The organism is Pseudomonas thermotolerans DSM 14292 (assembly GCF_000364625.1).
GTDB classification, from domain to species: domain Bacteria; phylum Pseudomonadota; class Gammaproteobacteria; order Pseudomonadales; family Pseudomonadaceae; genus Aquipseudomonas; species Aquipseudomonas thermotolerans.
This window is the reverse complement of sequence record NZ_KB822615.1, coordinates 61,462-87,055: the sequence shown is the minus strand read 5'-3', so window position 1 is coordinate 87,055 and position 25,594 is coordinate 61,462. Positions and strand designations below refer to the sequence as shown.

Below are 25,594 nucleotides of genomic sequence, written 5' to 3'. Positions count from 1 at the left end.
CAGTTCTGCAGCAGATGCACACGCAGCATCGCCATCAGCGGATAGGCGGGACGACCGCCTTCACCCTTCGGGTAGTGCGGCTCGATCAGGGCGATCAGGCCCTGCCACGGCACCACCTGTTCCATTTCGATCAGGAACAGTTCCTTGCGGGTCTGCTTGCGCTTGCCGGCGTACTCGGCGTCGGCGAAGGTCATCTGCTTCATCGGAAAGCTCTGCGGGTGAAGTCGGCGGATTTTGCCAAATCAGGAAGTCTTTTTCAGACCATCCCTAAAAGCCCTCTATCACGGGCCTTTCGGGGTATTTTTGTGCTACAAAAATTAATCAATCAGTGTCAGTGATAGACTCATCCACGCGATTCTTCACGCCAAAGGAATGTCCGTCTGAATGCGTATTGTGAGCTGGAACTGCAACGGTGCCTTTCGAAAAAAACTCCATCTGCTGGAGGAGTTGAACGCAGACGTCCTTGTGATCCAGGAATGTGAAGATCCAGTTCAGTGTCGTGATGCCCACTACAAACAATGGGCAACTAATCACCTGTGGGCCGGTGACAACAAGAACAAAGGGCTTGGCGTTTTTGCTAAGCCAGACGTACGGCTAGAACCTCTGAATCTTGACTCGGGGCGCTTGCAGTTGTTTTTGCCGCTTATGGTCAACGACATCACGCTGCTAGCAGTTTGGACAAAGGAGGCAGGCTCCCCAACGTTCAAATACATCGGACAGCTCTACAAATGGCTTCAATTACACAAAACCCATTTGGCCACACCGAAAGCTGTCGTTATCGGAGACCTCAACAGCAATTCCTGTTGGGATGTTTGGGATCGTTGGTGGAATCACTCGGATGTGGTTAAAGAGCTTGAAAACCTGGGACTTCATAGCCTTTACCATTCTCAAACAGGGGAGGCCCAAGGGGCCGAGACCCAACCAACATTCTTCCTGCATCGGAAGCTGGAGAAGCCTTATCACATCGATTACGCATTTCTGTCCGAAATGCTTAAGATCGGCGCCCGCATATCAATCGGTGCTGCTGACTACTGGCTGGAGCACAGTGATCATCTGCCACTCATAGTCGATATTGCGCCAGGGACTAACAGATAACTCCTTGAATCTGCTGGCTTTGTGCCCCTGGTGCATAATAGCGCAGGCAACAAAAAGCCCGCCGGATGGCGGGCTTTTTCATGGCCGCGCGGCGCCCTCAGAAGCGGAAGACTTCCACGTCGGTGCGCACCGGCGAGGCCATGGGGATGCGCGGCTGCTCCGGCTGGCGCACGCTGCTGGTCGGCCGTTTCGGCGCCGGCTTCTTCGGCGTCTCGGCCACCGGCGGTTCCTGCTTGAGCAGCGGCTGTACGGTGCTGGCCATCTGCTCGGCAAGGCGCTGTAGCACCAGGCTCTGTGCGCGAACCTGGTCGGCGGCGCTGCCGGCGTGCTCCTCCTGCAAGCGCACCAGGTGGCTGTCGCGCAGCTTGCCCTGGCGGTCGATCAGCTGCCATTCGGCCTCCAGCACCGCAGGCTGCTGCGGACCGGAATCCAGGCGGCTGATGGTCAGCTGCACCTGCACGTCCGGAGTGAAGCCCTGGGCGCCTGGGGCCAGCACCAGCCGCTGGGTGTCCAGGCGCCAGGCCAACTGACGGATCAGCAGTTGGTCGATGTCGTCACTCAGGCTGCCGGCCCAGCGTTCCTTCTTCGCCGGCAGCAGGCTGCCGTCCTCCTGGCGCTGCAGGAGGGTCTCGCGCTGCAGGTAGTCGGCCACCTTCACCGGGCCGAGCAGGATCGCCGGCCCGTCCTTCTGCTCGGGAATGCCCGGATTGCCGCTGTCCAGCCGGTACAGGGGCGCCGGCTCGAGCATGGCGCAGCCCGACAGGACGAGAACACCGGTGAATGCCAGCAGCAGGGGAATACGCAATGCATTCATGTTCGTTTTCATCTCAAACGGCCAGTGCCGACCGGCGAGGCGGCCGGCATTGGAAGTTGGCAGGCGTGTATCATCCGTGAAACTGCGGCGCGACTCCACCCTAAAACCTGCGTAGTTTTGTCAGGAGGTTTAACCGTGCGAGCGGCGCCAACCGGACCGGCCTACTCCACGCGCAGCCCGTCGACCCGCTGGAAGCCCCGCGGCAGCTTGTTGCCACGCCGGCCGCGCTCGCCCTTGTAGTGCTCCAGATCCTCAGGGCGCAGCGACAGGGTGCGCTTGCCGGACTGCAGCACCAGGGTCGAGCCTTCGGCGAGCACGGCCAGGTCCACCAGGTACTCCTCGCGGCTGGCGACCCGCTCGCTGGGGATGCCGATGATCTTGTTGCCCTTGCCCTTGGCCAGCTGCGGCAGATCGCGGACCGGGAACAGCAGCAGGCGGCCCTCGGTGGTCACCGCCGCCAGCCAGTCCTCCTCCAAGCTAGCGAGCGGCTTGGGCGCCACCACGCGGGCCCCGGCGGGCAGGCTGAGCAGGGCCTTGCCGGCCTTGTTCTTGGCCTGCAGGTCCTCGCCCTTGACCACGAAGCCGTAGCCGGCGTCCGAGGCGATCACGTAGAGGGCATCGTCGTCGGGCAGCAGCACGCATTCGAAGCTGGCCCCCGGCGGCGGGGTCAGGCGACCGGTCAGCGGCTCGCCCTGGCCACGCGCCGAGGGCAGCGAATGGGCCGCCAGCGAATAGCTGCGGCCAGTGGAGTCGATGAACACCGCGTACTGGTTGGAGCGCCCCGGCGCGGCGGCCTTGAAGCTGTCGCCGGCCTTGTAGGAGAGGCCCGCGGCATCGATGTCGTGGCCCTTGGCACAGCGTACCCAGCCTTTCTCGGAGAGCACCACGGTTACCGGCTCGGTGGGCAGCAGCTCGGTTTCCGAGAGGGCGCGCGCCTCGGCGCGCTCGACAATCGGCGAGCGGCGGTCGTCGCCGTACTTCTCGGCGTCCTCGAGGATCTCCTGGCGCACCAGCTTCTTCAGCTTGGCCTCGCTGCCGAGCAGGGCGAGCAGTTGCTCGCGCTCCTTGGCCAGCTCGTCCTGCTCGCCACGGATCTTCATCTCCTCCAGGCGCGCCAGCTGGCGCAGGCGGGTGTCGAGGATGTAGTCGGCCTGCACCTCGGTGAGACCGAAGCGTTCCATCAGCACCGGCTTGGGCTGGTCCTCGGTGCGGATGATGCGGATCACCTCGTCGAGGTTGAGGAAGGCGATCAGCAGGCCTTCCAACAGGTTCAGACGCTTCTCCACCTTGTCCAGACGGAACTGCAGGCGGCGGCGCACGGTGCGGATGCGGTAGCTCAGCCACTCGGTGAGCAGGGTGCGCAGGTCCTTGACCTGCGGCTTGCCATCCAGGCCGATGACGTTGAGGTTGACCCGGTAGCTGGACTCCAGGTCGGTGGTGGCGAACAGGTGCTGCATCAGCTCCTCGGTATCCACCCGGTTGGAGCGCGGGATGATGACGATGCGGCAGGGATTCTCGTGGTCGGACTCGTCACGCAGGTCGGCGACCATCGGCAGCTTCTTGGCCTGCATCTGCGCGGCGATCTGCTCCAGCACCTTGGCGCCGGAGACCTGGTGCGGCAGCGCGGTGATCACGATGTCGCCGTCCTCGACGCGGTACACGGCTCGCATGCGGATCGAACCACGGCCGGTCTCGTAGGTCTTCAGCAGGTCGGCGCGCGGGGTGACGATCTCCGCTTCGGTGGGGAAGTCCGGGCCGGGCAGGTGCTCGCAAAGCTGCGCCACCGTGGCGGTCGGCTCGTCGAGCAGGCGCACGCAGGCGGCGGCCACCTCGCGCAGGTTGTGCGGCGGCACGTCGGTGGCCATGCCCACGGCGATGCCAGTGGTGCCGTTCAAGAGCAGGTTGGGCAGCCGCGCCGGCAGGGTCGCCGGTTCCTCCAGGGTGCCGTCGAAGTTCGGCACCCAGTCCACGGTGCCCTGGCCCAGCTCGGACAGCAGCAGCTCGGCGTAGCGGGACAGGCGCGCCTCGGTGTAGCGCATGGCGGCGAAGGACTTGGGATCGTCCGGGGCCCCCCAGTTGCCCTGGCCGTCGATCAGGGTGTAGCGGTAGCTGAACGGCTGGGCCATCAGCACCATGGCCTCGTAGCAGGCGCTGTCGCCGTGTGGGTGGAACTTGCCGAGCACGTCACCGACGGTGCGCGCCGACTTCTTGTGCTTGGCGTCGGCATCCAGGCCCAGCTCGCTCATCGCGTAGACGATGCGCCGCTGCACTGGCTTCAGACCGTCGCCGATGTGCGGCAGGGCGCGGTCCATGATCACGTACATGGAGTAGTTCAGGTAGGCCTGCTCGGTGAACTCGGCGAGGGAGCGGCGCTCCACGCCTTCCAGGCTCAGGTCGAGGGATTCGCTCATGCGGACCTCATCGTTCGGTGGATTGGCGCAGCACCCTGGGTGCCGTCGCGCTGGGTAGATTCGAGTCGAGTCGGCGTGGAGCGCTCATGGGGCGCTCCAGCCGCCGGCCGGCGCGGCGAAGCGCCAGACGATGGGGCGCGTCTCGCCGTCGTTGCGCACCTTGCCGCCGGTGTCCAGGCCGATCCAGGCGCCCTGCTCGTCGAGCTCCAGGCCCTCGGCCCGGCCGAAGGCCTGGCGGCCATAGCGGCGCGGTTCCTGCAACGCCTCCTCGGCGAACGACCAGCAGCGCTCCACTGCGCCGTCGGCGGGATCGCGCCGGCAAATGCGATAGCCCTGGCGCTCCAGGGTGAACAATCGCTCGGCGAAGAACACCAGATCGGAAAAGTCGCGCGGCTGCTCGGCCACGTCCAGCTGCGGCGGCGGGGCCTGCTTGCCGCCCTCGCTGAACAGCACGCAGCTGGCCGCGCAGAGCCACTGGTTCTGTTCGCGCTGCAGGGCCAGCAGACCGCGCCGTTCGCGCTCGGCGGCCAACCACAGGCGGCTGGCGTCCGGACTGACGGCGATGCCTTCGAGCAGAGCGTTGAACTTCAGCAGCATGCCGCTGGCCCGCGCCTGGCGCAGCAGGCCGGCCGGCAGGACCAGCCATTCGCCCTGGCTGGTCGCCGCCGGCAGGCGTAGCACGCCGACCTGGGCCTCGCTGACCAAGTAGCGGTTGCCCTCGGCGTCGCAGCTCAGGCCCTCGAAGTCCAGGGCGCCGCCGCGCACCTGGGCGGCCACCCAGTTGCGGGTGCGGATGCCCCAAGGCAGGCGGCTGTCGTCCGGCGGCGGCGCCGTGAAGACTTCCGCCTCGGCCACCAGCCGATCTCCGGCCATGCGCAGCCGGTACAGGCGATCGTCGTCCCGGTCGGACACCGCCCACAGGGCGTCCCCGCACCAGGCCAGCCCGGAGAGGTTGCCGACCGGCATGTCCGCCACCGGATACTCGGCCTCCAGACGCAACTCCTCGACCGGCGCGGCGAAGGCCGGCAGAGTGACGAGCAGCAGCGCGGCGAGCCCGATGCGGATCAAACCAGCACCTCGGCCAGGTCGCCCTTGGTCTCCAGCCAGCTCTTGCGATCGGCGGCGCGCTTCTTGGCGAGCAGCATGTCCATCACTTCATGGGTGCGCTCGAAGTCGTCGAGGGTCAGCTGCACCAGTCGGCGGGTGTTGGGGTCCATGGTGGTCTCGCGCAGCTGCATGGGGTTCATCTCGCCGAGGCCCTTGAAGCGGGTGACCTGCGGCTTGCCGCGCTTCTTCTCGGCGGCGAGGCGCTCGAGGATGCCGTCGCGCTCGGCCTCGTCGAGGGCGTAGTAGACCTCCTTGCCGAGGTCGATGCGGAACAGCGGCGGCATGGCGACGTAGACGTGACCGGCCTCCACCAGCGGGCGGAAGTGGCGGACGAACAGCGCGCAGAGCAGGGTGGCGATGTGCAGACCGTCGGAGTCGGCGTCGGCGAGGATGCAGATCTTGCCGTAGCGCAGTTGGGACAGGTCGCTGGAGCCCGGGTCGATGCCGATGGCCACGGCGATGTCGTGCACCTCCTGGCTGGCCAACACCTCGCTGCCGTCCACCTCCCAGGTGTTCAGGATCTTGCCGCGCAGCGGCATGATCGCCTGGTACTCCTTGTCGCGTGCCTGCTTGGCGCTGCCGCCGGCGGAATCGCCCTCCACCAGGAACAGCTCGGCGCGCAGCGGATCCTGGCCGGCGCAGTCGGCCAGCTTACCGGGCAGCGCCGGGCCCTGGGTGATCTTCTTGCGCTCCACCTTCTTGCCGGCCTTGAGGCGCCGCCCGGCGTTGCTGATGGCCAGCTCGGCGAGCTGCAGGCCCAACTCGGGGTTGGCGTTGAGCCACAGGCTGAAGGCGTCCTTGACCACGCCGGAGACGAAGGCCGCCGCCTCGCGGGACGACAGGCGCTCCTTGGTCTGCCCGGAGAACTGCGGCTCCTGCAGCTTCATGGAGAGCACGAAGGCGATGCGCTCCCAGACGTCCTCGGGGGCCAGCTTGACGCCGCGTGGCAGCAGGTTGCGGAACTCGCAGAACTCGCGCATGGCGTCCAGCAGGCCCTGGCGCAGGCCGTTGACGTGGGTGCCGCCCTGCGCGGTGGGAATCAGGTTGACGTAGCTTTCCTGCACCGCCTCGCCACCTTCCGGCAGCCAGAGCACGGCCCACTCCACCGCCTCGCGCTCGCCGGCAAGGTTGCCGCAGAAGGGCTCCTCGGGCAGCCGCGGGTATTCGCTGACGGCATCGACCAGATAGGAACGCAGGCCGTCCTCGTAGAACCATTCGACCCGCTCGCCGCTGGCCTTGTCCTCGAAGCTCACCGCCAGGCCCGGGCAGAGCACCGCCTTGGCCTTCAGGACGTGCTTGAGGCGGCTGACCGAGAACTTCGGCGAGTCGAAGTACTTGGCATCCGGCCAGAAGCGCACGCTGGTGCCGGTGTTACGCTTGCCGACCGTGCCGATGATCTCCAGGTCGGAGGCCTTGTAGCCGTCGGCGAAGGTCATCCGGTACTCGTTGCCGTCGCGCTTGACGCGCACCTCCACGCGGGTGGACAGGGCGTTGACCACCGAGATGCCGACACCGTGCAGGCCGCCGGAGAACTGGTAGTTCTTGTTGGAGAACTTGCCGCCGGCGTGCAGCTTGGTGAGGATCAGCTCGACACCGGGGATGCCCTCCTCGGGATGGATATCCACCGGCATGCCGCGGCCGTCGTCGAGCACTTCCAGGGACTGGTCCTCGTGGAGGATCACCTGCACGCTCTTGGCGTAGCCGGCCAGCGCCTCGTCGACGCTGTTGTCGATGACTTCCTGGGCCAGGTGGTTGGGGCGGGTGGTGTCGGTGTACATGCCCGGGCGCTTGCGCACCGGGTCGAGGCCGGAGAGGACTTCAATGGCATCCGCGTTGTAAGTGGCCATAGCGCTCCGTTCAAGCAAAGGTGGAAAAATCGATGTCGCGCCACTCGGCAGCCGGCACGCCGGCGAAAGCCAGCAGCGCCGGCAGATGCGCGGCGAAGTTCGCAAAGCCGTGGTCGCCGCCGGGTTCGATGCGCAGCGCGCAGGCGCGGTAGAAGGCCTGGGCCTGGCGGTAGTCGAGAGTCTCGTCGCCGGTCTGCAGCCACACCTGGAAGCGCGCCGGATCGCCGGGCGGCGGCACCGCCAGTTCGGCGAGCGCGGCCACGTGGTCGAGGGTCAGCTCCCAGGTCTCGCCGGTGTAGTAGTTGGTCTGCGGCCCCAGGTAGCCCTCGAAGCGCAGCTGCGGGTTGACCGCGGGGTTGATCAGCAGGGCCTTGAGGCCGTGCCGCTCGGCCAGGTAGGTGGCGTAGAAGCCGCCCAGCGAGCTGCCGACCAGCAACGGCCGACCGAGTTCGTCGATGGCCGACTCAAGCTGGAGGATGGCCTGGCGAGGATGGTGATGCAGGGCCGGCACGCGCAGCGCCTGCGCCCGCCCCAGCCGCTGCATCAGTGCGCTGAGCTGGCTGGCCTTGCGCGAGGCCGGCGAACTGTTCAGTCCGTGGATGTAGAGGATGCTGGTCATGGGGAGAGGAGGCTACTAGCCGGATGGCGCCGGCCGCAACCCTGACGCGCCGGCGGCCGACGCTCGTCGGCGCGCTCAGTAGCCGGTCACGCCGTAGTCGATCTCGAAGTCGATGCCAGTGACCCGCGACACCCCGGTGTCGATGCGCCCGTCGGCGTGCAGGCGCAGCCAGCGGTAGCCGGGCGCCTCGCGGCTGACCTGGAAGTCCTCGCTGTGCGGCACGAACTGTACGCAGGTGGACGGCGAGGCGAGCAGCCGCACACCACGGCGCTCACGATCGAAGTCCTGGTGGATGTGCCCCCAGAGCATGGCACGGACCTGCGGAAAGCGGTCGGTGACGGCGAACAACGCCTCGGCGTTGGCAAGGCCGATAGGGTCCATCCAGGCGCAGCCGATGGGCACCGGGTGGTGGTGGAAGCAGATCAGGCAGTGGCGCTCCGGCGCCTCGGCCAAGGCGCGCTCGAGCAGCTGCAGCTGCTCGTCGGCGAAATGCCCGAGCACCGCGCCAGGCACCGCAGAGTCCAGCAGCACGATACGCCAGGCGCCGACATCGACCACCGGCTCGAGCTGTTCGCCGCCGGCGCAGAAGGCGCGCATCGTCGCGGCGTCGTCGTGGTTGCCGGGGGTCCAGCGCGCCGGCGCGCCGAGGCTCTCGATGAGGCCGGCGAAGCGCTGGTAGGAGGCGCGGCTGCCGTCCTGGGAAAGGTCGCCAGTGGCCAACACCAGGTCGATGCGCGGCTGTTCCTCGCGCACCTGGGCGAGCACCATGCGCAGGCTCTCCTCGGTGGCCAGACCAAGCAACCGGCCGTCCGCCTCGGCGAACAGGTGGCTGTCGGTGATCTGTACCAGCAGCACCGAGGAATCGGCAGGGGAAGACGGCAAGCTCGGCAAGGCAGGGACTCCGCTCGGATGTCGGGCAATTATGGTGGCTGGACCCGGTCAGGAAAAGCGAAGTTCTAGACCCAGATCACAGAGTGATGACGGCGTTGGCCCGGCCTCACCGGCCGCCGGCGCCAAGGGTGAACTAGATCACCGGTTCCAGCTCATGGCCGCAGGACAGGCAGTGGCTCAGCCACTCGCCGAGGAACAGGTTGAGCTGGGTCTTCTCGTCCGGCTGGTGCATCGCGGCGTTGGGATAGGGATAGCGGATATGCAGGCGCCGGGCATTCTCGGCACCGACCACTTCGGCCATGCGCGCGTCATGGTAGACCCGCACCTCCAGGCGCGGCACCGGCAGCCAGGGCAGGCTGTGCTCCTGGCTGACCCGCAGGGTGGTGGTGTAGGGACAGGACTCGATCACTTCCAGGGCCAGCACGCCGAGCAGGTGCTCGCCCTGGCTGAGCGCCACCCGCCGCGCGCCGCAGCCGCCACGCATGTCCGGCAGCAGGCGCAATAGCCGCGCGTAGTTGGCCTCGCAAGCCGCCTGCAGGCCGGCCAGATCGACCCGGAAGCGCTCGCGCAGCAGGGTTACGTCCATAGACCACGCACCTCGGCGCGGTTCAGCGCCAGCCACTGCAGGGCAATGATGCTCGCCGCGTTGTTGATCCGCCCGTCGCGCACCGCCTGCAGGGCGTCCTCCAGCGGCCAGACGTGCACGCGGATGTCCTCGCCCTCCTCGGCCAGGCCGTGCACGCCGCCGGCCCCGGCGCTGTCGCAGCGGCCGACGTACAGGTGGACCAGCTCGTCGCTGCCGCCCGGCGAGGGGAAGTAGGTAGTGATCGGCCAGAGCGCGCCCAGCTCCAGGCCGGCTTCCTCCCGGGCCTCGCGGCGGGCCACCTGCTCCGGCGCCTCGTCGCTGTCGATCAGCCCGGCGACCAGCTCCAGCAGCCAGGGGTTGGCGGCCTTGTCCAGGGCGCCGACGCGGAACTGCTCGACCAGCACCACGCAGTCGCGCTGCGGGTCGTAGGGCAGCACGCAGACCGCATCGTGGCGTACGAACAGCTCGCGGCTGAGCGCCGGGCCCATGGCCCCGGAGAACTGGCGGTGGCGCAGCTGCAGCCGGTCGAGGCGGTAGAAGCCCCGGAAGCAGGTTTCCCGGGCAAGGATCCGTACTGCGTCGGCATCTGGTTTGAAGGTTTCGCTCATCGTTTCCTCGTCTGTCGCCGGTCCCTGGCGGGACCTTGCTGAGACGCCATCCTATCCTGCCCCCGGCCCGGCCGCAGCCCCCTTTGCAGCGGCCGCCGGGGCTGCGAGGATAGACGGCAGTGCCGGCGGCGAACTCGCGCCGCTACCGGCAGTCGAAGCCAGTCCCCTCACGCCGTTTCGCCAAGGATGCCCATGCGCCCGCTTCCCGCTCTGCTGCTCTGCTCCCTGCTCCTGTCCGGCTGCCAGCTGCTCCAGCCGGCGCCACTCAAGGCCCAGCGCCTGGCCTGGGAGCACGTCCCGGCCGGCTGCCAGGGCGAGGACTGTCCGCTGGTGAACATCGACACCCTGCGCTTTCCCGAGCAGCCGCAGCTCGACGCGTTGATCGAGCGCCAGTTGCTGGAGATGACCGCCGACGCCCCGGATGCGCCGCTGCCGCCGTCGCTGGCCAGCTACGAGCGCAACTTCCTGGCCGAGGCGCGGCCCGGCTGGGCCAGCTACCTGCAGGCGAAGATCCGCGACCAGCACGACGGCCTCTTGGTCCTTGAGCTGTCCAGCTACCTGTTCACCGGCGGCGCCCACGGCATGCCGGGGCGGCGCTTCATCAACTACGACCGCGAGCTGGAGAAGCCGCTGAGCCTGGGCGACATGCTGTTGCCCGGCCAGGAGGAGGCGTTCTGGAAGCTGGCCGAACAGGCCCACCGGCGCTGGCTGAAGGCCACCGGCAACGACAACCCGGAGTACCTGGCGACCTGGCCGTTCACCCGGACGCCGAACATCGCCCTGACCCGTCAGGCGGTGCTGCTCAAGTACGACGTCTACACCCTGGCGCCCTATTCCAGCGGCCACCCCGAGCTGAGCATCCCCTACGCGCAGCTGCAGGGCGTGCTCAGGCCCGAGTACTTCCCGCGTAGCTAGCAGGCGGAACGCGCGGGGCGCCGCGCCGGTGGACGCCCCACCGCGCCCGTCACACCTGCTTGTAGATCACCGAGCCTTCCTCGCGGAAGCGCTCGGCCTGTTCGGCGAAGCCGGCCTCGATGGCCTTCTGCTCGTCGGTCAGGCCGTGCTCGGCGGCATAGTCGCGGACTTCCTGGGTGATCTTCATGGAACAGAACTTCGGCCCGCACATGGAGCAGAAGTGCGCCACCTTGGCCGATTCCTTGGGCAGCGTCTCGTCGTGGAAGGCGCGCGCGGTGTCCGGGTCCAGGCCGAGGTTGAACTGGTCTTCCCAGCGGAACTCGAAGCGCGCCTTGGACAGGGCGTTGTCGCGGATCTGCGCGCCCGGGTGGCCCTTGGCCAGGTCCGCGGCGTGGGCGGCGATCTTGTAGGTGATGATGCCGGTCTTCACGTCATCCTTGTTGGGCAGCCCCAGGTGCTCCTTGGGGGTGACGTAGCAGAGCATGGCGCAGCCGAACCAGCCGATCATCGCCGCGCCGATGCCGCTGGTGATGTGGTCATAGCCCGGCGCGATATCGGTGGTCAGCGGGCCGAGGGTGTAGAAGGGCGCCTCGTCGCAGCATTCCAGCTGCTTATCCATGTTCTCCTTGATCAGGTGCATGGGCACGTGGCCCGGCCCTTCGATCATGGTCTGCACGTCGTGCTTCCAGGCGATCTTGGTCAGCTCGCCCAGAGTCTCCAGCTCGCCGAACTGGGCGGCGTCGTTGGCGTCGGCGATGGAGCCGGGACGCAGGCCGTCGCCCAGCGAGAAACTGACGTCGTAGGCCTTCATGATTTCGCAGATTTCCTCGAAATGGGTGTAGAGGAAATTCTCCTTGTGGTGGGCCAGGCACCACTTGGCCATGATCGAGCCGCCGCGGCTGACGATGCCGGTGACCCGCTTCGCCGTGAGCGGCACATAGCGCAGCAGCACGCCGGCGTGGATGGTGAAGTAGTCCACGCCCTGCTCGGCCTGCTCGATCAGGGTGTCACGGAACAGCTCCCAGGTCAGCTCCTCCGCCACTCCGCCGACCTTCTCCAACGCCTGGTAGATGGGCACGGTGCCGATCGGCACCGGCGAGTTGCGGATGATCCACTCGCGGGTCTCGTGGATGTGCTTGCCGGTGGACAGGTCCATGATGGTGTCCGCGCCCCAGCGGATGCCCCAGGTGAGCTTGGCCACTTCTTCCTCGATGGAGGAGCCCAGCGCCGAGTTGCCGATGTTGCCGTTGATCTTCACCAGGAAGTTGCGGCCGATGATCATCGGCTCCAACTCCACGTGATTGATGTTGGCCGGGATGATCGCCCGACCGCGCGCCACCTCCTGACGAACGAACTCCGGGGTAATCTCCTTGGGGATCGCGGCGCCGAAGCTCTGCCCCGGGTGCTGGGCATCGAGCAGACCGGCTTCGCGGGCCTCGGCCAGCTTCATGTTCTCGCGGATGGCGACGAACTCCATCTCCGGGGTGATGATGCCCTTCCTGGCGTAGTGCATCTGGGTGACGTTGCGGCCGGCCTTGGCGCGCCGCGGGTTGCGCACATAGGCGAAACGCAGGGCGGCCAGTTCCGGATCGGCCAGGCGGCGCTGGCCGAACTCCGAGGACAGCCCCGGCAGGCGTTCGGTGTCGCCGCGCTCCTCGATCCAGGCGCTGCGCACGTCCGGCAGGCCCTGGCGCACGTCGATCCGCACGTCGGGGTCAGTGTAGGGGCCGGAGGTGTCGTAGACGGTCACCGGCGGGTTGATCTCGCCGCCGAACGCGGTGGGAGTGACGTCGAGGGTGATCTCCCGCATCGGCACGCGGATATCCGGACGCGAGCCCTGCACGTAGATCTTCCGGGAACGCGGGAAGGGCTGGACGGACTGCTGGTCGACCTGGGCGCTTTCGCTCAGTTTCTTGTGGTTCTGCACGCTCATTCGGCTGTCTCCGGGTTGAATGTCGGAGCGAACCTGAACGCGGCAAGGCGCACCGGGGGTGGTGCGAAAGAGGACTCGCCACACGCGGCGAGGACATCTTGTTCCCTACGCAGGCCTTAACCTGATCAGGTTCAACGGGATCCGGAACTGTCCGATCTCAGCCTCCGATTCGAGGCACCCCGACAAGAACCCGGCCAGTCTAAACAAGCCCCGCGCGGAAAACCAAGCCGCCGACCGAGAAAACCCGACCGACGGGTCACGAAACGACACCCTGCGCGGTGCTTGACCCTCCCACCGGCGCCCCTTAGCCTTGCCTGTCCACCTCATCAGCAGGACTGCCCCAACATGCTGCGCAGACTCACCCTGGCACTTGCCGTGGCCGCCGCATCCAATGGAATGGCCTGGGCAGAAACCGCCCCCCCGAGCACCCGGACCGACCTGGTCAGCGTCTACCGGGAAGCCGTCAACAACAACGCCGATCTCGCCGCCGCCCGCGCCGATTACGCGGCGCGCAAGGAAGTGGTGCCCCAGGCCCGCGCCGGTCTGCTGCCGCAGCTCAGTGCCGGAGCCAACCTGACCGACACCCGCACCGAGCTGGACTCGCCGTCGATCCGCGCCGACCGCAGCGGTACCGTCTACCAGGCGACCCTCAGCCAGCCGCTGTTCCGCGCCGACCGCTGGTACCAGCTGAAGGCCGCCAAGGCCATCGACGAGCAAGCCGCGCTGCAGCTCTCCGCCGTCGAGCAGAACCTTATCCTGCAGAGCGCCGAGGCTTACTTCGCGGTGCTGCGCGCCCAGGACAACCTGGCCTCGACCAAGGCCGAGGAAGCCGCCTTCAAGCGCCAGCTCGACCAGGCCAACGAACGCTTCGACGTCGGCCTCTCCGACAAGACCGACGTGCTCGAGGCCCAGGCCGGCTACGACACCGCACGGGCTAACCGGATCATCGCCGAGCGCCGCGTGGCGGACGCCTTCCAAGCCCTGGCGACCCTGACCAACCGCGAGTACACCTCGGTGGAGGGCATCCGCCACAGCCTGCCAGTGCTGGCGCCCTCCCCCAACGACGCCAAGGCCTGGGTGGACACCGCCGCCCGGCAGAACCTCAGCCTGCTGGCCAGCAACTACGCGGTGGACGCCGCCGAGGAAACCGTGCGCCAGCGCAAGGCCGGCCACGCCCCGACCCTCGACGCCTTCGCCCAGTACCAGAAGGGCGACAACGACAGCCTGGGCTTCACCAACTCGGCCGCCGGCGCTGCCACCTACAGCGGTGACGTCGAGCAGCGCAGCATCGGCCTGCAGCTGAACATCCCGATCTACAGCGGCGGACTGACCAGCTCCCAGGTCCGCGAGGCGCACCAGCGGCTGATCCAGACCGAGCAGCAGCGCGAGAGCCTGCGCCGCCAGGTGGTGCAGAACACCCGCGACCTGCACCGCGCGGTCAACACCGACGTGGAGACCGTGCAGGCGCGCCGCCAGTCGATCATCTCCAACCAGAGCGCCCTGGAGGCCACCGAGGTCGGCTACCAAGTGGGCACCCGCAACATCGTCGACGTGCTGGACGCCCAGCGCCAGCTGTACAACTCGGTGCGCGACTACAACAACGCGCGCTACGACTACATCCTCGACAACCTGCGCCTCAAACAGGCCGCCGGAACCCTAAGCCCGGCCGACCTGGAGGCCCTGGCACAGTACCTGAAGCCGGACTACAACCCGGACAAGGACTTCCTGCCGCCGGACCTCTCCGCCGCCGCCGAGATGCAGCTGCGTCCGAGCAGTGACGAGTGACGCGAAAAAGCCCGGCACCTGCCGGGCTTTTTGTTGGCCGCGCTTTCCCGCAGACAAAAGGAAACCCGCCGCAGCGGGTTTCCTTTCATTGCTCTGGCCGATCAGGCCTTGAACACGTCGGCTACCGACTGCAGCGGGTAGTGGGCCGGGTACGGCAGGGTGGCCACGCCGCTCTCGATGGCCGCCTTGGCCACCGCGTCGGAGACCAGGGTGATCAGGCGCGGGTCCATCGGCTTGGGAATGATGTACTCGCGGCCGAACTCCAGCTTGACGCCGCCGTAGGCCTCGCAGATTTCCTGGGGCACCGGCAGCTTGGCCAGGTCGCGCAGGGCCAGGGCCGCGGCGATCTTCATCTCCTCGTTGATGCGGGTCGCGCGTACGTCCAGGGCGCCGCGGAAGATGAAGGGGAAGCCCAGCACGTTGTTGACCTGGTTCGGGTAGTCGGAACGGCCGGTGGCCATGATCACGTCGTCACGAGTGGCGTGGGCCAGCTCCGGCTTGATCTCCGGATCCGGGTTGGAGCAGGCGAAGACGATCGGGTTGGCCGCCATGCGCTTGAGGTCTTCCGGGCTCAGCAGGTTGGCACCGGACAGACCGACGAACACGTCGGCGCCGTCCAGGGCATCGGACAGGGTGCGCTTGTCGGTCTCGTGGGCGAACACCGCCTTGTACTGGTTGAGGTCGTCGCGGCCGGAATGGATCACGCCCTTGCGGTCGACCATGAAGATGTTCTCGATCTTCGCGCCCATGCTGACCAGCAGCTTCATGCAGGAGATGGCCGCGGCACCGGCGCCCAGGCAGACGATCTTCGCCTGCTCGAGGGTCTTGCCGGCGATTTCCAGGGCATTGAGCATGCCCGCCGCGGTGACGATGGCGGTGCCGTGCTGGTCATCGTGGAACACCGGGATGTCGCACTGCTCGATCAGCGCCCGCTCGATCTCGAAGCACTCGGGGGCCTTGATGTCCTCCAGGTTGATGCCGCCGAAGGTGATGGAGATGCGCTTGACGGTATCGATGAAGGCCTGCGGGCTCTCCGCGTCCACCTCGATGTCGAACACGTCGACGCCGGCGAAGCGCTTAAACAGCACGCCCTTGCCTTCCATCACCGGCTTGGAGGCCAGCGGGCCGAGGTCGCCCAGGCCGAGGATCGCGGTACCGTCGGAAATCACTGCCACCAGGTTGCCCTTGCCGGTGTACTTGAAGGCCAGCTCGGGGTCGCGAGCAATCTCACGTACCGGCTCGGCGACGCCAGGGCTGTAGGCCAGCGACAGGTCGCGGGCGGTAGCGGTCGGCTTGGTCAGCTCGACGCTCAGCTTCCCGGGACGGGGCTGGGCATGATAGTCGAGCGCGGCAGTTTTCAGATCGGACATGGTGGACTTTCCCGATAGTCTTTGTTGAACGAACAGACAGTCGAGGATACGGCAATCCGCGGCCGCCCTACAAGGCGACAACCGACCGCACAGTCAATGCCCCTAACGTACGACTTTCAGCCAATCCCCAGGCTGCGGCTCACCGTCCGGATAGAGACGGTTTAGCAGGCGCAGGGTGCCCTCGGCGTCACCCGGCAGCGGGCTGTCCTTGGCCAGGTCGGCGATGCGCTGCCCAGCCTTGGCGCGCACCAGATGGATGCGCAGCGGCTGGGCCAGCTTGCGCTCCCCGGCCTGGAGCGGGCGCAGGCTGCGGATCGCCTCCAGGAAGCGCGCATCCTGGCTGGCCAGCTCGCCGCTCTTCACCACGGCGACGAACAGGAAGGCGTGCTGGTCCTTGAAGACCACCGCCACGCGGCGCGCCGGGTGTCCGGGGAGAATCCCGGTGTAGCCCTGCAGGCCCGCCTGGCCGAGCGGCTGCCCCTGAACCAGGCGCTGGCCGCCCAGGCGAGCACGCAGGAAGGCCTCCGGGGTACGCTCGGCGCGCTCCAGGGTCATGGCCATAAGGGCCTGCCGGTCGGGACTCTGGGCCACCAGCTGCTCGGCGCCGTTGCTCTGCGTCCAACCCTCGGGGAAGCTCAGGGCGATGCCCAGCCCGGCATGGTAGAAGTGCCTGCCGCGACGCACCCCGGTGCCCTCCGAGTCGCCGAACGGCAGGCCCTCGAGATGGCCGAGGAACGCCTCGCGGTTGCTCTCCCGCGCCCCGCCGGCGGCCAGGGCGCGGGCCGGACCGAGCACCTGCTGGAGGCGCCGGTCGTTGTCCGGGTGGGTGTCGAACAGCCCGTGGTAGCCGCTGGCCGGCACTTCCTGGCCGCGCCTCGCGGCCTGTTCGCGGGCGAAGTCCTCCTGGCCCTTCAGCACCCTAACCACCTCGATCATCGCCTGCGGGTCGTAGCCGCTGCGCGCCAGGTACTGGGCGCCCAGGCCGTCGGCCTCCAGCTCCATATCGCGACCGTAGCCGCGCACCATGGCGGTGCCCAGCAGGTTGGTTAGGTCGCCGGCGGCGCCCACCCCGGTACCGGCCGCCACCAACTGGCCGAGCATGCCCCAGGCCATCGACTGGCTCTGCTGCTGCACGCCGTGGCGGGCGGTGACATGCCCCACCTCGTGGCCGAGCACCGCGGCCAGCTCGGCTTCCGAGCCCAGGTAGGCGAGCAGCCCACGGTGAATGTAGATGTAGCCGCCGGGTAGGGCGAAGGCGTTGATGTCCGGGCTGTCGACCACCGTGAAGCGGTAGTCCAGGTTGCTGCGGTGGCTGTTGCGGGCGACCCGCTCGCCGACCCGCTGCACGTAGGCCTGCAGCCGCTCGTCGGCATAGCGCGGGTACTGGCGGGCGATTTCCTGGTTGGCACGCCGGCCGAGCTCCAGCTCCTGGCGCTCGCTCAGCATCACGAAGTTGCTCTTGCCGGTGGCCGGGTTCAGCGCGCAACCGCCCAGGCCAGCGCCGAGCAGCACCAGCAGGGCGAGAAACGCCCCTCTCACGGCAGCACCTCGAGCATCGAGCGATCGGTGAGCGGCAGCAGCCAGGGCGCCTGGCCGGCCTTCAGGTTGCCGCGCTGGCGACGGTCCACCACCCAGCCGCGGGCCTCGACGCGCCGCCCGGCCAGGCGCTTGAGGGCGCTCTCGTCGAAGCGCGCCAGAGCCTTGGGCGGCACCTGCAGCACCAGCGGACCGTCCAGCTCCAGCCAGAAGCCGCCGCGGTTGCGCTCCACCTTGCGCACACGGCCCTGGACCAGAGCGAAGCCGCCGCGCTCGAGCTGCGCCGGGCTCAGCAGTTGCGGACGCCGCCACAGGCCGCGTCCGGCCTGGCGCGCCTCGCGCTCGGCGGCGCGCTGGCAGTCGACCAGCGCGACGTTGGGCAACACCGCCACCTGGTAGCCGAGCCCGGCGGCGAGCAGCTCAGCCTCCAGGTTGCGGCCGCGGGCGTCGTAGGCGTGGGCGAGCAGGCGGCCGTAGTGGTCGCGAGCCTGCTCGCCGAGCCTGAGGAACACCTTGCCGTCGCTGGCCGCCACCAGTTCCTGGAGGCGCCGCTGCGCCGCCTTGGCATAAGGCTCGGTGCCGACCCCGGGCCGCGACAGCTCGGGGGCATTGATGCCGATCAGGCGCACGCTGCGCCCGTCAGCAAGGCGCAGGGTGTCGCCGTCCACCACACGCTGCACCGCGTAGCTGGGCAGCTGGCCGGGCCGCGGGCAGCCCGCCAGCGCCTGGCTGGCGACGAAAACGAAAAAGGCGCCCACCAGGGACGCCTTCTTCAGTTGCTCGAGAATACCCATGGGGCTCTCGCGGCAGGTTCGGCTTACTTGGAGCCGAACACGCCGAAACGCTGCTTGAAGCGGTCGATACGGCCGCCGGTGTCGAGCACCTTCTGCTTGCCGGTGTAGAACGGGTGGCAAGCGGAGCAGACGTCGATATTGATGTTCTTGCCCAGGGTGGAGCGGGTCTTGATCACGTTACCGCAGGAGCAGGTAGCTTCGATCTCGACGTAGTTCGGGTGGATGTCGGCTTTCATGATGCGTTCCTCGGGTCTGGCGCACCGCCACCCGACAGTCATTATCGGGCACCGTACGCAAAATAGGCCGCGGATGATACCAGAGCCGCCCCCACTTGCAAGCGCGGGCAGCGCCGACCGTCGCCCATGCTAACATCGCCGATCATCTTCGGAGCCGCCGCGTGTCCGCCGACGCCCAACCCATCCTGCGCCTCGCCCTGCCCTCGCCGCTGCGCCGGCTGTTCGACTACCGCGCGCCGCCCGGGGTGCCCATCGCCCGCCTGCAGCCGGGGATGCGCCTGCGGGTGCCCTTCGGCCACCGCGAGGTGATCGGCGTGCTGATCGAGATGGCGAATCACAGCGAAGTGCCGGCGGACAAGCTGAAGGCCGCCCTGGAGCTGCTCGACGCCCGTCCGCCGCTGCCACCAACGCTGTTCCGCCTGTGCCTGTGGACCGCCCAGTACTACCAGCACAGCCTCGGCGACACCCTGAGCTGGGCGCTGCCGGTGCTGCTGCGTCAGGGCGAGCCGGCCGAGGCGCGGGTGGAACGGGTCTGGCACCTGGCCGCCGGGGCCAGCCTGGAGGATCCGCGCCTGGCCCGCGCGCCACGCCAACGTGAAGCCCTGCGGGTAATCGCCCAGCATCCCCATGGCGTTCCCCAGCCCCTGCTGGCCAAGCTCGGTCTCAACAAGGACAGCTTGGAGCTGCTGCGCGACAAGGGCCTGGTGCACATCGAGGTGCGTCGTCACGCCCAGACCCCGAGGCCGAGCCACTGGCTGGCGCAGCCGGAACTGCCGCTCAACGCCGAGCAGCGCCAGGCCTTCGAAGCGGTGCGCGGCGGCTTCGGGCGCTTCGGCGCCTTCCTGCTCGCCGGGGTGACCGGCAGCGGCAAGACCGAGGTCTACCTGCAGCTGATTCGCGAGGCTCTGGAGGCCGGCCGCCAGGCCCTGGTGCTGATCCCCGAGATCAACCTCGGCCCGCAGACCCTGGAGCGCTTCGCCCGGCGCTTCAACGCGCGCATCGCCCTGCTGCACTCGGCGATCGGCGACCGCGAGCGCCTGGACGCCTGGCTGGCGGCACGCGACGGCGAGGCGGACATCGTCATCGGCACCCGCTCGGCGCTGTTCACCCCACTACAGCGCCCGGGGCTGATCATCGTCGACGAGGAACACGACGCTTCCTATAAACAGCAGGAGGGTCTGCGCTACCACGCCCGCGACCTGGCGGTGGTGCGCGCCCAGCAGGAACAGGTGCCCATCGTCCTCGGCTCGGCGACGCCGTCCCTGGAGAGCCTGCACAACGCCCACAGCGGCCGCTATGCCCTGCTCCGCCTGGAGCGCCGCGCCGGCGGCGCCCAGCCGCCGCGCTACCTGCGCCTGGACGTGAAGAGCCGGCCCCTGGACTCGGGCATCTCCGCGCCGCTGCAGCAGGCCATCGCCCAGACCCTGGCGGCCGGCCAGCAGGTGCTGGTGTTCCTCAACCGCCGCGGCTTCGCCCCTACCCTGCTGTGCCACGACTGCGGCTGGGTGTCTGGCTGCCAGCGCTGCGACGCGCGCATGACCCTGCACCAGCGCAGCAACGAGCTGCGCTGCCACCACTGCGGCCATGTCGAGCGGCGACCGAACAACTGCCCGCAATGCGACCAGGTGGACCTGCGCCCCCTGGGCGCCGGCACCGAGCGCGCCGAGGAGCGCCTGGCGATCCTCTTCCCCGACTACCCGGTGCTGCGCATCGACCGCGACAGCACCGCGCGCAAGGGCGCAATGGACAAGCTGTTCGCCACCATCGGCAAGGGCCAGCCGTGCATCCTGGTGGGCACCCAGATGCTTGCCAAGGGCCATCACTTCCCGAGGGTCACTCTGGTGGCCATCCTCGATGCCGACGGCGGGCTGTTCTCCGCCGACTTCCGCGCCAGCGAGCGCATGGCCCAGTTGATCGTCCAGGTCGCCGGGCGGGCCGGCCGCGCCGAGGAGCCGGGCCGGGTGATCATCCAGAGCCATCTGGCCGACCACCCGCTGCTGGTCCAGCTCACCGAGCAGGGCTACTTCGCCTTCGCCGAACAGGCCCTGGCCGAGCGCCGCGCCGCCGGCCTGCCGCCCTTCGCCCACCTGGCCCTGCTGCGTGCCGAGGCGCACAAGCCCAACCAGGCGGAGCTCTTCCTCGACGAAGCCTGCTCCCTGGCCGAGGGGCTGCTGGCCGAGCAGGGCCTGAGCGGCATCGAGCTGCTCGGCCCGGTGCCGGCGCCCATGGAACGCCGCGCCGGCCGCTACCGCGCCCAGTTGCTCCTGCAGGCCAATGCTCGGGCGCCGCTGCACCGTCTGCTCGGCCAGCTGCTGCCGCGGCTGGAGGCCCTCCCTGCCGGTCGCACGGTGCGCTGGTCGCTGGACGTCGACCCCGTCGACCTGTATTGAAGGGCGACGGCTTTTTCCCGGCTGCGCGGCTTGCGGCTTGAAGCGGCGCCCTCCCGGCATCGATAATGCGCAGTTTTCAACCAGCGCCCCCGGCGCCGCCGTCCATCGGCAGGAAGCATTCCCCATGAAAGACCTGATCCGCCAGCTCATCCAGCACGCCCTCGACCGCCTCGTTGCCGACGGCACCCTGCCGCAAGGCCTCACGCCGGCCATCCAGGTGGAGAACACCAAGGACAAGAGCCACGGCGACTTCGCCAGCAACATCGCCCTGATGCTGGCCAAGCCGGCCGGTCTCAAGCCCCGCGAGCTGGCCGAGAAGCTGGTCGCCGCGCTGCCCGCCGACGCGCAGATCAGCAAGGTGGAGATCGCCGGCCCCGGCTTCCTCAACTTCTACCAGGACACCAGCGCCCTGGCCGCGCGCCTCGACGCCGCCCTCGCCGATCCGCAGCTCGGCGTGCGCAAGAACGGCCCGACGCAGCGCGTGGTGATCGACCTCTCGGCGCCCAACCTGGCCAAGGAGATGCACGTCGGCCACCTGCGCTCCACCATCATCGGCGACGCCGTGGCCCGGGTCCTGGAATTCCTCGGCGACACCGTGATCCGCCAGAACCACGTCGGCGACTGGGGCACCCAGTTCGGCATGCTGCTGGCCTACATGCAGGAGCAGCCAGTCGGCAGCGACGCCGAGCTGGCCGACCTGGAAGCCTTCTACCGCGCCGCCAAGAAACGCTTCGACGAGTCCCCGGAATTCGCCGACCGCGCCCGCGAGCTAGTGGTCAAGCTGCAGGCCGGCGATCCCGAGTGCCTGCGCCTGTGGACCCGCTTCAACGACATCTCCCTGAGCCACTGCCAGAAGGTCTACGACCGCCTCGGCGTCAAGCTGAGCATGGCCGACGTCAAGGGCGAGAGCGCCTACAACGACGACCTGCCCCAGGTGATCGCCGACCTGCGCGCCAAGGGCCTGCTCACCGAGAGCGATGGCGCTCAGTGCGTGTTCCTCGACGAGTTCAAGAACGCCGAGGGCAACCCCCTGCCGCTGATCGTCCAGAAGGCCGGCGGCGGCTACCTGTACGCCACCACCGACCTGGCCGCGACCCGCTACCGCGCCGGGGTGCTCAAGGCCGACCGTGCCCTGTACTTCGTCGACCAGCGCCAGGCCCTGCACTTCCAGATGGTCTTCGCGGTGGCCCGCGCCGCCGGCTTCGTGCCGCCGCAGATGGAGCTGCAGCACATGGGCTTCGGCACCATGAACGGCGCCGACGGCAAGCCGTTCAAGACCCGCGACGGCGGCACCGTGAAGCTCATCGACCTGCTCGACGAGGCCGAGGCCCGCGCCTACGCGCTGGTCAAGGAGAAGAACCCCGAGCTGGCCGAGGCCGAGTTGCGCAGCATCGCCCACGCCGTGGGCATAGGTGCGGTGAAGTACGCCGACCTGTCCAAGCACCGCACCAGTGACTACAGCTTCAACTTCGACCTGATGCTGAGCTTCGAGGGCAACACCGCGCCCTACCTGCTCTACGCCTACACCCGGGTGGCCAGCGTGTTCGCCAAGGCCGGCCTGGACATGAACGCCGCTCTGGACGGCCGCATCGTCCTCGCCGCCGAGCAGGAGACCGCCCTGGCCGCCCGCCTGGCACAGTTCGCCGAGACCCTCAACAGCGTCGCCGAGAAGGGCGTGCCGCACCTGCTGTGCGCCTACCTGTACGACCTCGCCGGGCTGTTCTCCAGCTTCTACGAACACTGCCCGATCCTCGGCGCGGAAACCGTCGAGCAGCAACAGAGCCGCCTGCGCCTGGCCGCGCTGACCGGCCGGACCCTCAGGCAGGGTCTCGAGCTGCTCGGTCTGCAACCCCTGGAACGCATGTAACCGAGCATGGCGAAGAAGAAATCCCCGCCCAAACGTGGCGCAACCCGCTACCAGGCCCCGCAGAAGAAGCCGGTGCCGGGCTGGTTGTGGCTGGCCTGCGGCCTGGCGATCGGCGGCCTGCTGATGTTCCTCATGCAGCTCGAGCCGGGCCGCGACGACATCAAGCGCGAGAAGCCGGAAACCGCCCTGCGCCCGAACGCCAAGCCGGGGAACGCGCCCAGGCCGCAGCCCCAGCCTCAGGCTCAGCCGGCCAAGCCGAAGTACGAGTTCTACACCCTGCTGCCGGAATCCGAGGTGATCATCCCGCCGGAAGCGGTGCCGGAGAAGACTCCTCCGCCCCCCACCCCGCAGGAGCTGGCCAAGGCCGATGCCGCCCGCGCCGAAGCGGCGCTGCGCGGCGAGGTGCCGCCACCGCTGCCCAGCGCGGTGCAGGCCGCGCGCACCCAATACTTCCTGCAGGCCGGCTCGTTCCGCAGGCAGGACGACGCCGAGGGCGTGCGCGCGCAGATCGCCCTGCTCGGCCAGAACGTGCGGCTGGAGTCCGGCCGGGTGCGCGACGAAACCTGGTACCGGGTGCTGGTGGGCCCCTTCAACAACCGCGAGCAGCTCAACCAGGCACAGAAGCAGCTGTCCAGCAACGGCTTCAGCAACCTGCTGCTGCAGCAGCGCCAGGTGCGCTGAGACGCCCGCCGGGCGTCCGGCGCCAGCCAGCCTCTCCGGTCCCTCGCGCAGCGCGGCGGTTGAAATGCCGCCTCGCCTCCCCCATATGAGTCTCCATTCGGGCCAGAGCGCCCCGCTGCGTGGAGATCCATCCCTTGACCACCATCGTTTCAGTGCGCCGCAACGGCAAAGTCGTCATGGGCGGTGACGGCCAGGTTTCCCTTGGCAACACCGTGATGAAGAGCAACGCCCGCAAGGTGCGGCGTCTCTATCACGGCCAGGTGCTGGCCGGATTCGCCGGCGCCACCGCGGATGCCTTCACCCTCTTCGAGCGCTTCGAAGGCCAGTTGGAGAAGCACCAGGGCCATCTGGTGCGCGCCGCCGTGGAGCTGGCCAAGGACTGGCGCACCGACCGCTCCCTGGCCCGCCTCGAGGCCATGCTGGCGGTGGCCAACAAGGACGCCTCGCTGATCATCACCGGCAACGGCGACGTGGTGGAGCCCGAGCACGGGCTGATCGCCATGGGTTCCGGCGGTGGCTTCGCCCAGGCGGCCGCGCTGGCGCTGATGCAGAAGGGCGACCCCAGCCTGTCAGCTCGCGAGATCGCCGAAACGGCGCTGAACATCGCCGGCTCCATCTGCGTGTTCACCAACCAGAATCTGACCATCGAGGAACTGGACTGCGCAGAGTGACGCAGCGCCTTCCCTGACACGAGTTTGCAGCCATGTCCATGACCCCCCGCGAGATCGTTCACGAACTCAATCGCCACATCATCGGCCAGGACGAGGCCAAGCGCGCCGTCGCCATCGCCCTGCGCAACCGCTGGCGGCGCATGCAGCTGCCGCCCGAGCTGCGCCAGGAGGTGACGCCGAAGAACATCCTGATGATAGGCCCCACCGGCGTCGGCAAGACCGAGATCGCCCGCCGCCTGGCCAAGCTGGCCAACGCGCCCTTCATCAAGGTGGAGGCCACGAAGTTCACCGAGGTCGGCTACGTCGGCCGCGACGTGGAGTCGATCATCCGCGACCTGGCCGACGCGGCGATCAAGATGCTGCGCGAGCAGGAGATGATCAAAGTCCGCCACCGCGCCGAGGACGCCGCCGAGGAACGCATCCTCGACGCCCTGCTGCCGCCGGCGCGCAGCTTCGGCGAGGAATCCGCACCGAGCGCCGACTCCAACACCCGCCAGCTGTTCCGCAAGCGCCTGCGCGAGGGCCAGCTCGACGACAAGGAGATCGAGATCGAGGTGGCCGAGCACCCGGCCGGGGTGCAGATCATGGCGCCGCCCGGCATGGAGGAGATGACCAACCAGCTGCAGAGCCTGTTCGCCAACCTCGGCAAGGGCCGCCACAAGGCGCGCAAGCTGAAGGTCAAGGAGGCCTTCAAGCTGATCCGCGACGAGGAGGCGGCGCGTCTGATCAACGAGGAGGAGCTCAAGGCCCGCGCCTTGGAGGCCGTCGAGCAGAACGGCATCGTGTTCATCGACGAGATCGACAAGGTGGCCAAGCGCGGCAACGTGGGCGGCGCCGACGTGTCCCGCGAGGGCGTGCAGCGTGACCTGCTGCCGCTGATCGAGGGCTGTACGGTGAACACCAAGCTGGGCATGGTGAAGACCGACCACATCCTGTTCATCGCCTCCGGCGCCTTCCACCTGGCCAAGCCCAGCGACCTGGTGCCAGAGCTGCAGGGCCGCCTGCCGATCCGCGTGGAGCTCAAGGCGCTGACCCCGGAGGACTTCGAGCGCATCCTCACCGAGCCGCACGCCTCGCTGACCGAGCAGTACGCCGCGCTGCTGAAGACCGAGGGACTGAACATCGAGTTCACCCCGGACGGCATCAAGCGCATCGCCGAGATCGCCTGGCAGGTCAACGAGAAGACCGAGAACATCGGCGCCCGCCGCCTGCACACCCTGCTCGAACGGCTGCTCGAGGAAGTCTCCTTCAGCGCCGGCGACCTGGCCGCCCAGCACCTGGAGACGCCGATCCGTATCGACGCCGCCTACGTCAACGCGCACCTCGGCGAGCTGGCCCAGGACGAGGACCTGTCCCGCTACATCCTCTAAACTGTCGCGACAGAGGACGCACCCCGGAAGCCATCCCGGGGTGCGTCGCCTTCCTGCGGAGTTCCCCC

The 25,594-nt window shown here is 68.3% G+C and carries 22 protein-coding genes and 1 riboswitch; of the genes, 8 read left to right on the top strand and 14 right to left on the bottom strand.

Annotation, left to right across the window (positions count from 1 at the left end; all coding sequences use genetic code 11):
• Window positions 1–203: IS5/IS1182 family transposase (locus H165_RS0113335; protein WP_017937404.1), on the bottom strand; the 203-nt coding region annotated here is incomplete at its 3' end.
• A gap of 181 nt (window positions 204–384) precedes the next feature.
• On the opposite strand from H165_RS0113335, the gene H165_RS19240 reads away from it, so the two are divergent.
• On the top strand, window positions 385–1,095 hold the full coding sequence (locus H165_RS19240; RefSeq protein ID WP_081609359.1) for an endonuclease/exonuclease/phosphatase family protein: 711 nt from the start codon (window positions 385–387) through the stop codon (window positions 1,093–1,095).
• 97 nt (window positions 1,096–1,192) lie between these two features.
• Here the strand turns inward: H165_RS19240 and H165_RS0113330 are convergent, their stop codons facing one another.
• The 8 genes from H165_RS0113330 to H165_RS0113295 form a co-directional block, all read right to left on the bottom strand.
• The gene (locus tag H165_RS0113330; RefSeq protein WP_017939436.1) at window positions 1,193–1,909 is read right to left on the bottom strand and encodes a PqiC family protein; all 717 of its coding nucleotides are present in this window, start codon (window positions 1,907–1,909) and stop codon (window positions 1,193–1,195) included.
• A gap of 161 nt (window positions 1,910–2,070) precedes the next feature.
• Window positions 2,071–4,320: a DNA topoisomerase IV subunit A gene (parC, locus tag H165_RS0113325; protein ID WP_017939435.1), complete on the bottom strand. Its 2,250-nt coding sequence runs from the start codon at window positions 4,318–4,320 to the stop codon at window positions 2,071–2,073.
• 84 nt (window positions 4,321–4,404) lie between these two features.
• Window positions 4,405–5,388 carry an esterase-like activity of phytase family protein gene (locus tag H165_RS0113320; protein WP_017939434.1) on the bottom strand — a complete coding sequence of 328 codons (984 nt, stop codon included), beginning with the start codon at window positions 5,386–5,388 and terminating at the stop codon, window positions 4,405–4,407.
• Complete coding sequence (parE, locus tag H165_RS0113315; protein WP_017939433.1) at window positions 5,385–7,274, bottom strand: DNA topoisomerase IV subunit B; 1,890 nt, start codon at window positions 7,272–7,274, stop codon at window positions 5,385–5,387. Before parE ends, H165_RS0113320 begins: the two co-directional genes overlap by 4 nt.
• A gap of 10 nt (window positions 7,275–7,284) precedes the next feature.
• A complete protein-coding gene (locus tag H165_RS0113310) occupies window positions 7,285–7,893 on the bottom strand; it encodes a YqiA/YcfP family alpha/beta fold hydrolase (protein WP_017939432.1) in 609 nt (202 codons plus the stop codon).
• Window positions 7,894–7,968: 75 nt separating this feature from the next.
• The gene (cpdA, locus tag H165_RS0113305) at window positions 7,969–8,784 is read right to left on the bottom strand and encodes a 3',5'-cyclic-AMP phosphodiesterase (protein ID WP_026146618.1); all 816 of its coding nucleotides are present in this window, start codon (window positions 8,782–8,784) and stop codon (window positions 7,969–7,971) included.
• Window positions 8,785–8,917: 133 nt separating this feature from the next.
• Window positions 8,918–9,370 carry a DUF1249 domain-containing protein gene (locus H165_RS0113300; protein ID WP_017939430.1) on the bottom strand — a complete coding sequence of 151 codons (453 nt, stop codon included), beginning with the start codon at window positions 9,368–9,370 and terminating at the stop codon, window positions 8,918–8,920.
• On the bottom strand, window positions 9,361–9,978 hold the full coding sequence (locus H165_RS0113295; RefSeq protein WP_017939429.1) for an NUDIX domain-containing protein: 618 nt from the start codon (window positions 9,976–9,978) through the stop codon (window positions 9,361–9,363). The genes H165_RS0113300 and H165_RS0113295 overlap by 10 nt, the downstream gene beginning before the upstream one ends.
• Before the next feature lie 192 nt (window positions 9,979–10,170).
• Here H165_RS0113295 and H165_RS0113290 point away from each other — a divergent pair, with 192 nt between their 5' ends.
• Window positions 10,171–10,893 (top strand): RsiV family protein, encoded by a 723-nt coding sequence (locus H165_RS0113290; RefSeq protein ID WP_017939428.1) that lies wholly within the window; start codon window positions 10,171–10,173, stop codon window positions 10,891–10,893.
• Between the two features lie 49 nt (window positions 10,894–10,942).
• On the opposite strand, the gene thiC is transcribed toward H165_RS0113290, so the two are convergent.
• A complete protein-coding gene (gene thiC, locus H165_RS0113285) occupies window positions 10,943–12,826 on the bottom strand; it encodes a phosphomethylpyrimidine synthase ThiC (RefSeq protein WP_017939427.1) in 1,884 nt (627 codons plus the stop codon).
• Between the two features lie 85 nt (window positions 12,827–12,911).
• Window positions 12,912–13,018: riboswitch (TPP riboswitch) on the bottom strand.
• Window positions 13,019–13,171: 153 nt separating this feature from the next.
• Here thiC and H165_RS0113280 point away from each other — a divergent pair.
• On the top strand, window positions 13,172–14,611 hold the full coding sequence (locus H165_RS0113280; RefSeq protein ID WP_017939426.1) for a TolC family outer membrane protein: 1,440 nt from the start codon (window positions 13,172–13,174) through the stop codon (window positions 14,609–14,611).
• A 101-nt stretch (window positions 14,612–14,712) separates the two neighbouring features.
• Here H165_RS0113280 and H165_RS0113275 read toward each other — a convergent pair whose 3' ends face one another.
• The 4 genes from H165_RS0113275 to rpmE all read right to left on the bottom strand — a co-directional run bounded on the left by H165_RS0113275 (window position 14,713) and on the right by rpmE (window position 18,547).
• Entirely contained in the window at window positions 14,713–15,981 is a 1,269-nt protein-coding gene (locus tag H165_RS0113275) for a malic enzyme-like NAD(P)-binding protein (RefSeq protein WP_017939425.1), read from the bottom strand.
• A 102-nt stretch (window positions 15,982–16,083) separates the two neighbouring features.
• Window positions 16,084–17,520, bottom strand: coding sequence for a M48 family metalloprotease (locus H165_RS0113270; RefSeq protein ID WP_017939424.1), 1,437 nt, complete (start codon window positions 17,518–17,520; stop codon window positions 16,084–16,086).
• Window positions 17,517–18,311 (bottom strand): thermonuclease family protein, encoded by a 795-nt coding sequence (locus H165_RS0113265; protein WP_017939423.1) that lies wholly within the window; start codon window positions 18,309–18,311, stop codon window positions 17,517–17,519. The genes H165_RS0113270 and H165_RS0113265 overlap by 4 nt, the downstream gene beginning before the upstream one ends.
• A gap of 23 nt (window positions 18,312–18,334) precedes the next feature.
• A complete protein-coding gene (gene rpmE / locus H165_RS0113260) occupies window positions 18,335–18,547 on the bottom strand; it encodes a 50S ribosomal protein L31 (protein ID WP_017939422.1) in 213 nt (70 codons plus the stop codon).
• Between the two features lie 161 nt (window positions 18,548–18,708).
• On the opposite strand from rpmE, the gene H165_RS0113255 reads away from it, so the two are divergent.
• From H165_RS0113255 to hslU, 5 genes are all read left to right on the top strand, one after another.
• The gene (locus H165_RS0113255; RefSeq protein ID WP_017939421.1) at window positions 18,709–20,937 is read left to right on the top strand and encodes a primosomal protein N'; all 2,229 of its coding nucleotides are present in this window, start codon (window positions 18,709–18,711) and stop codon (window positions 20,935–20,937) included.
• Between the two features lie 124 nt (window positions 20,938–21,061).
• Window positions 21,062–22,804, top strand: coding sequence for an arginine--tRNA ligase (gene argS, locus H165_RS0113250; RefSeq protein WP_017939420.1), 1,743 nt, complete (start codon window positions 21,062–21,064; stop codon window positions 22,802–22,804).
• Window positions 22,805–22,810: 6 nt separating this feature from the next.
• On the top strand, window positions 22,811–23,485 hold the full coding sequence (locus H165_RS0113245) for an SPOR domain-containing protein (protein WP_017939419.1): 675 nt from the start codon (window positions 22,811–22,813) through the stop codon (window positions 23,483–23,485).
• Window positions 23,486–23,619: 134 nt separating this feature from the next.
• Window positions 23,620–24,156, top strand: coding sequence for an ATP-dependent protease subunit HslV (gene hslV, locus H165_RS0113240; protein ID WP_017939418.1), 537 nt, complete (start codon window positions 23,620–23,622; stop codon window positions 24,154–24,156).
• Window positions 24,157–24,188: 32 nt separating this feature from the next.
• Entirely contained in the window at window positions 24,189–25,526 is a 1,338-nt protein-coding gene (gene hslU / locus H165_RS0113235; RefSeq protein WP_017939417.1) for an ATP-dependent protease ATPase subunit HslU, read from the top strand.
• Window positions 25,527–25,594: the final 68 nt, after the last annotated feature.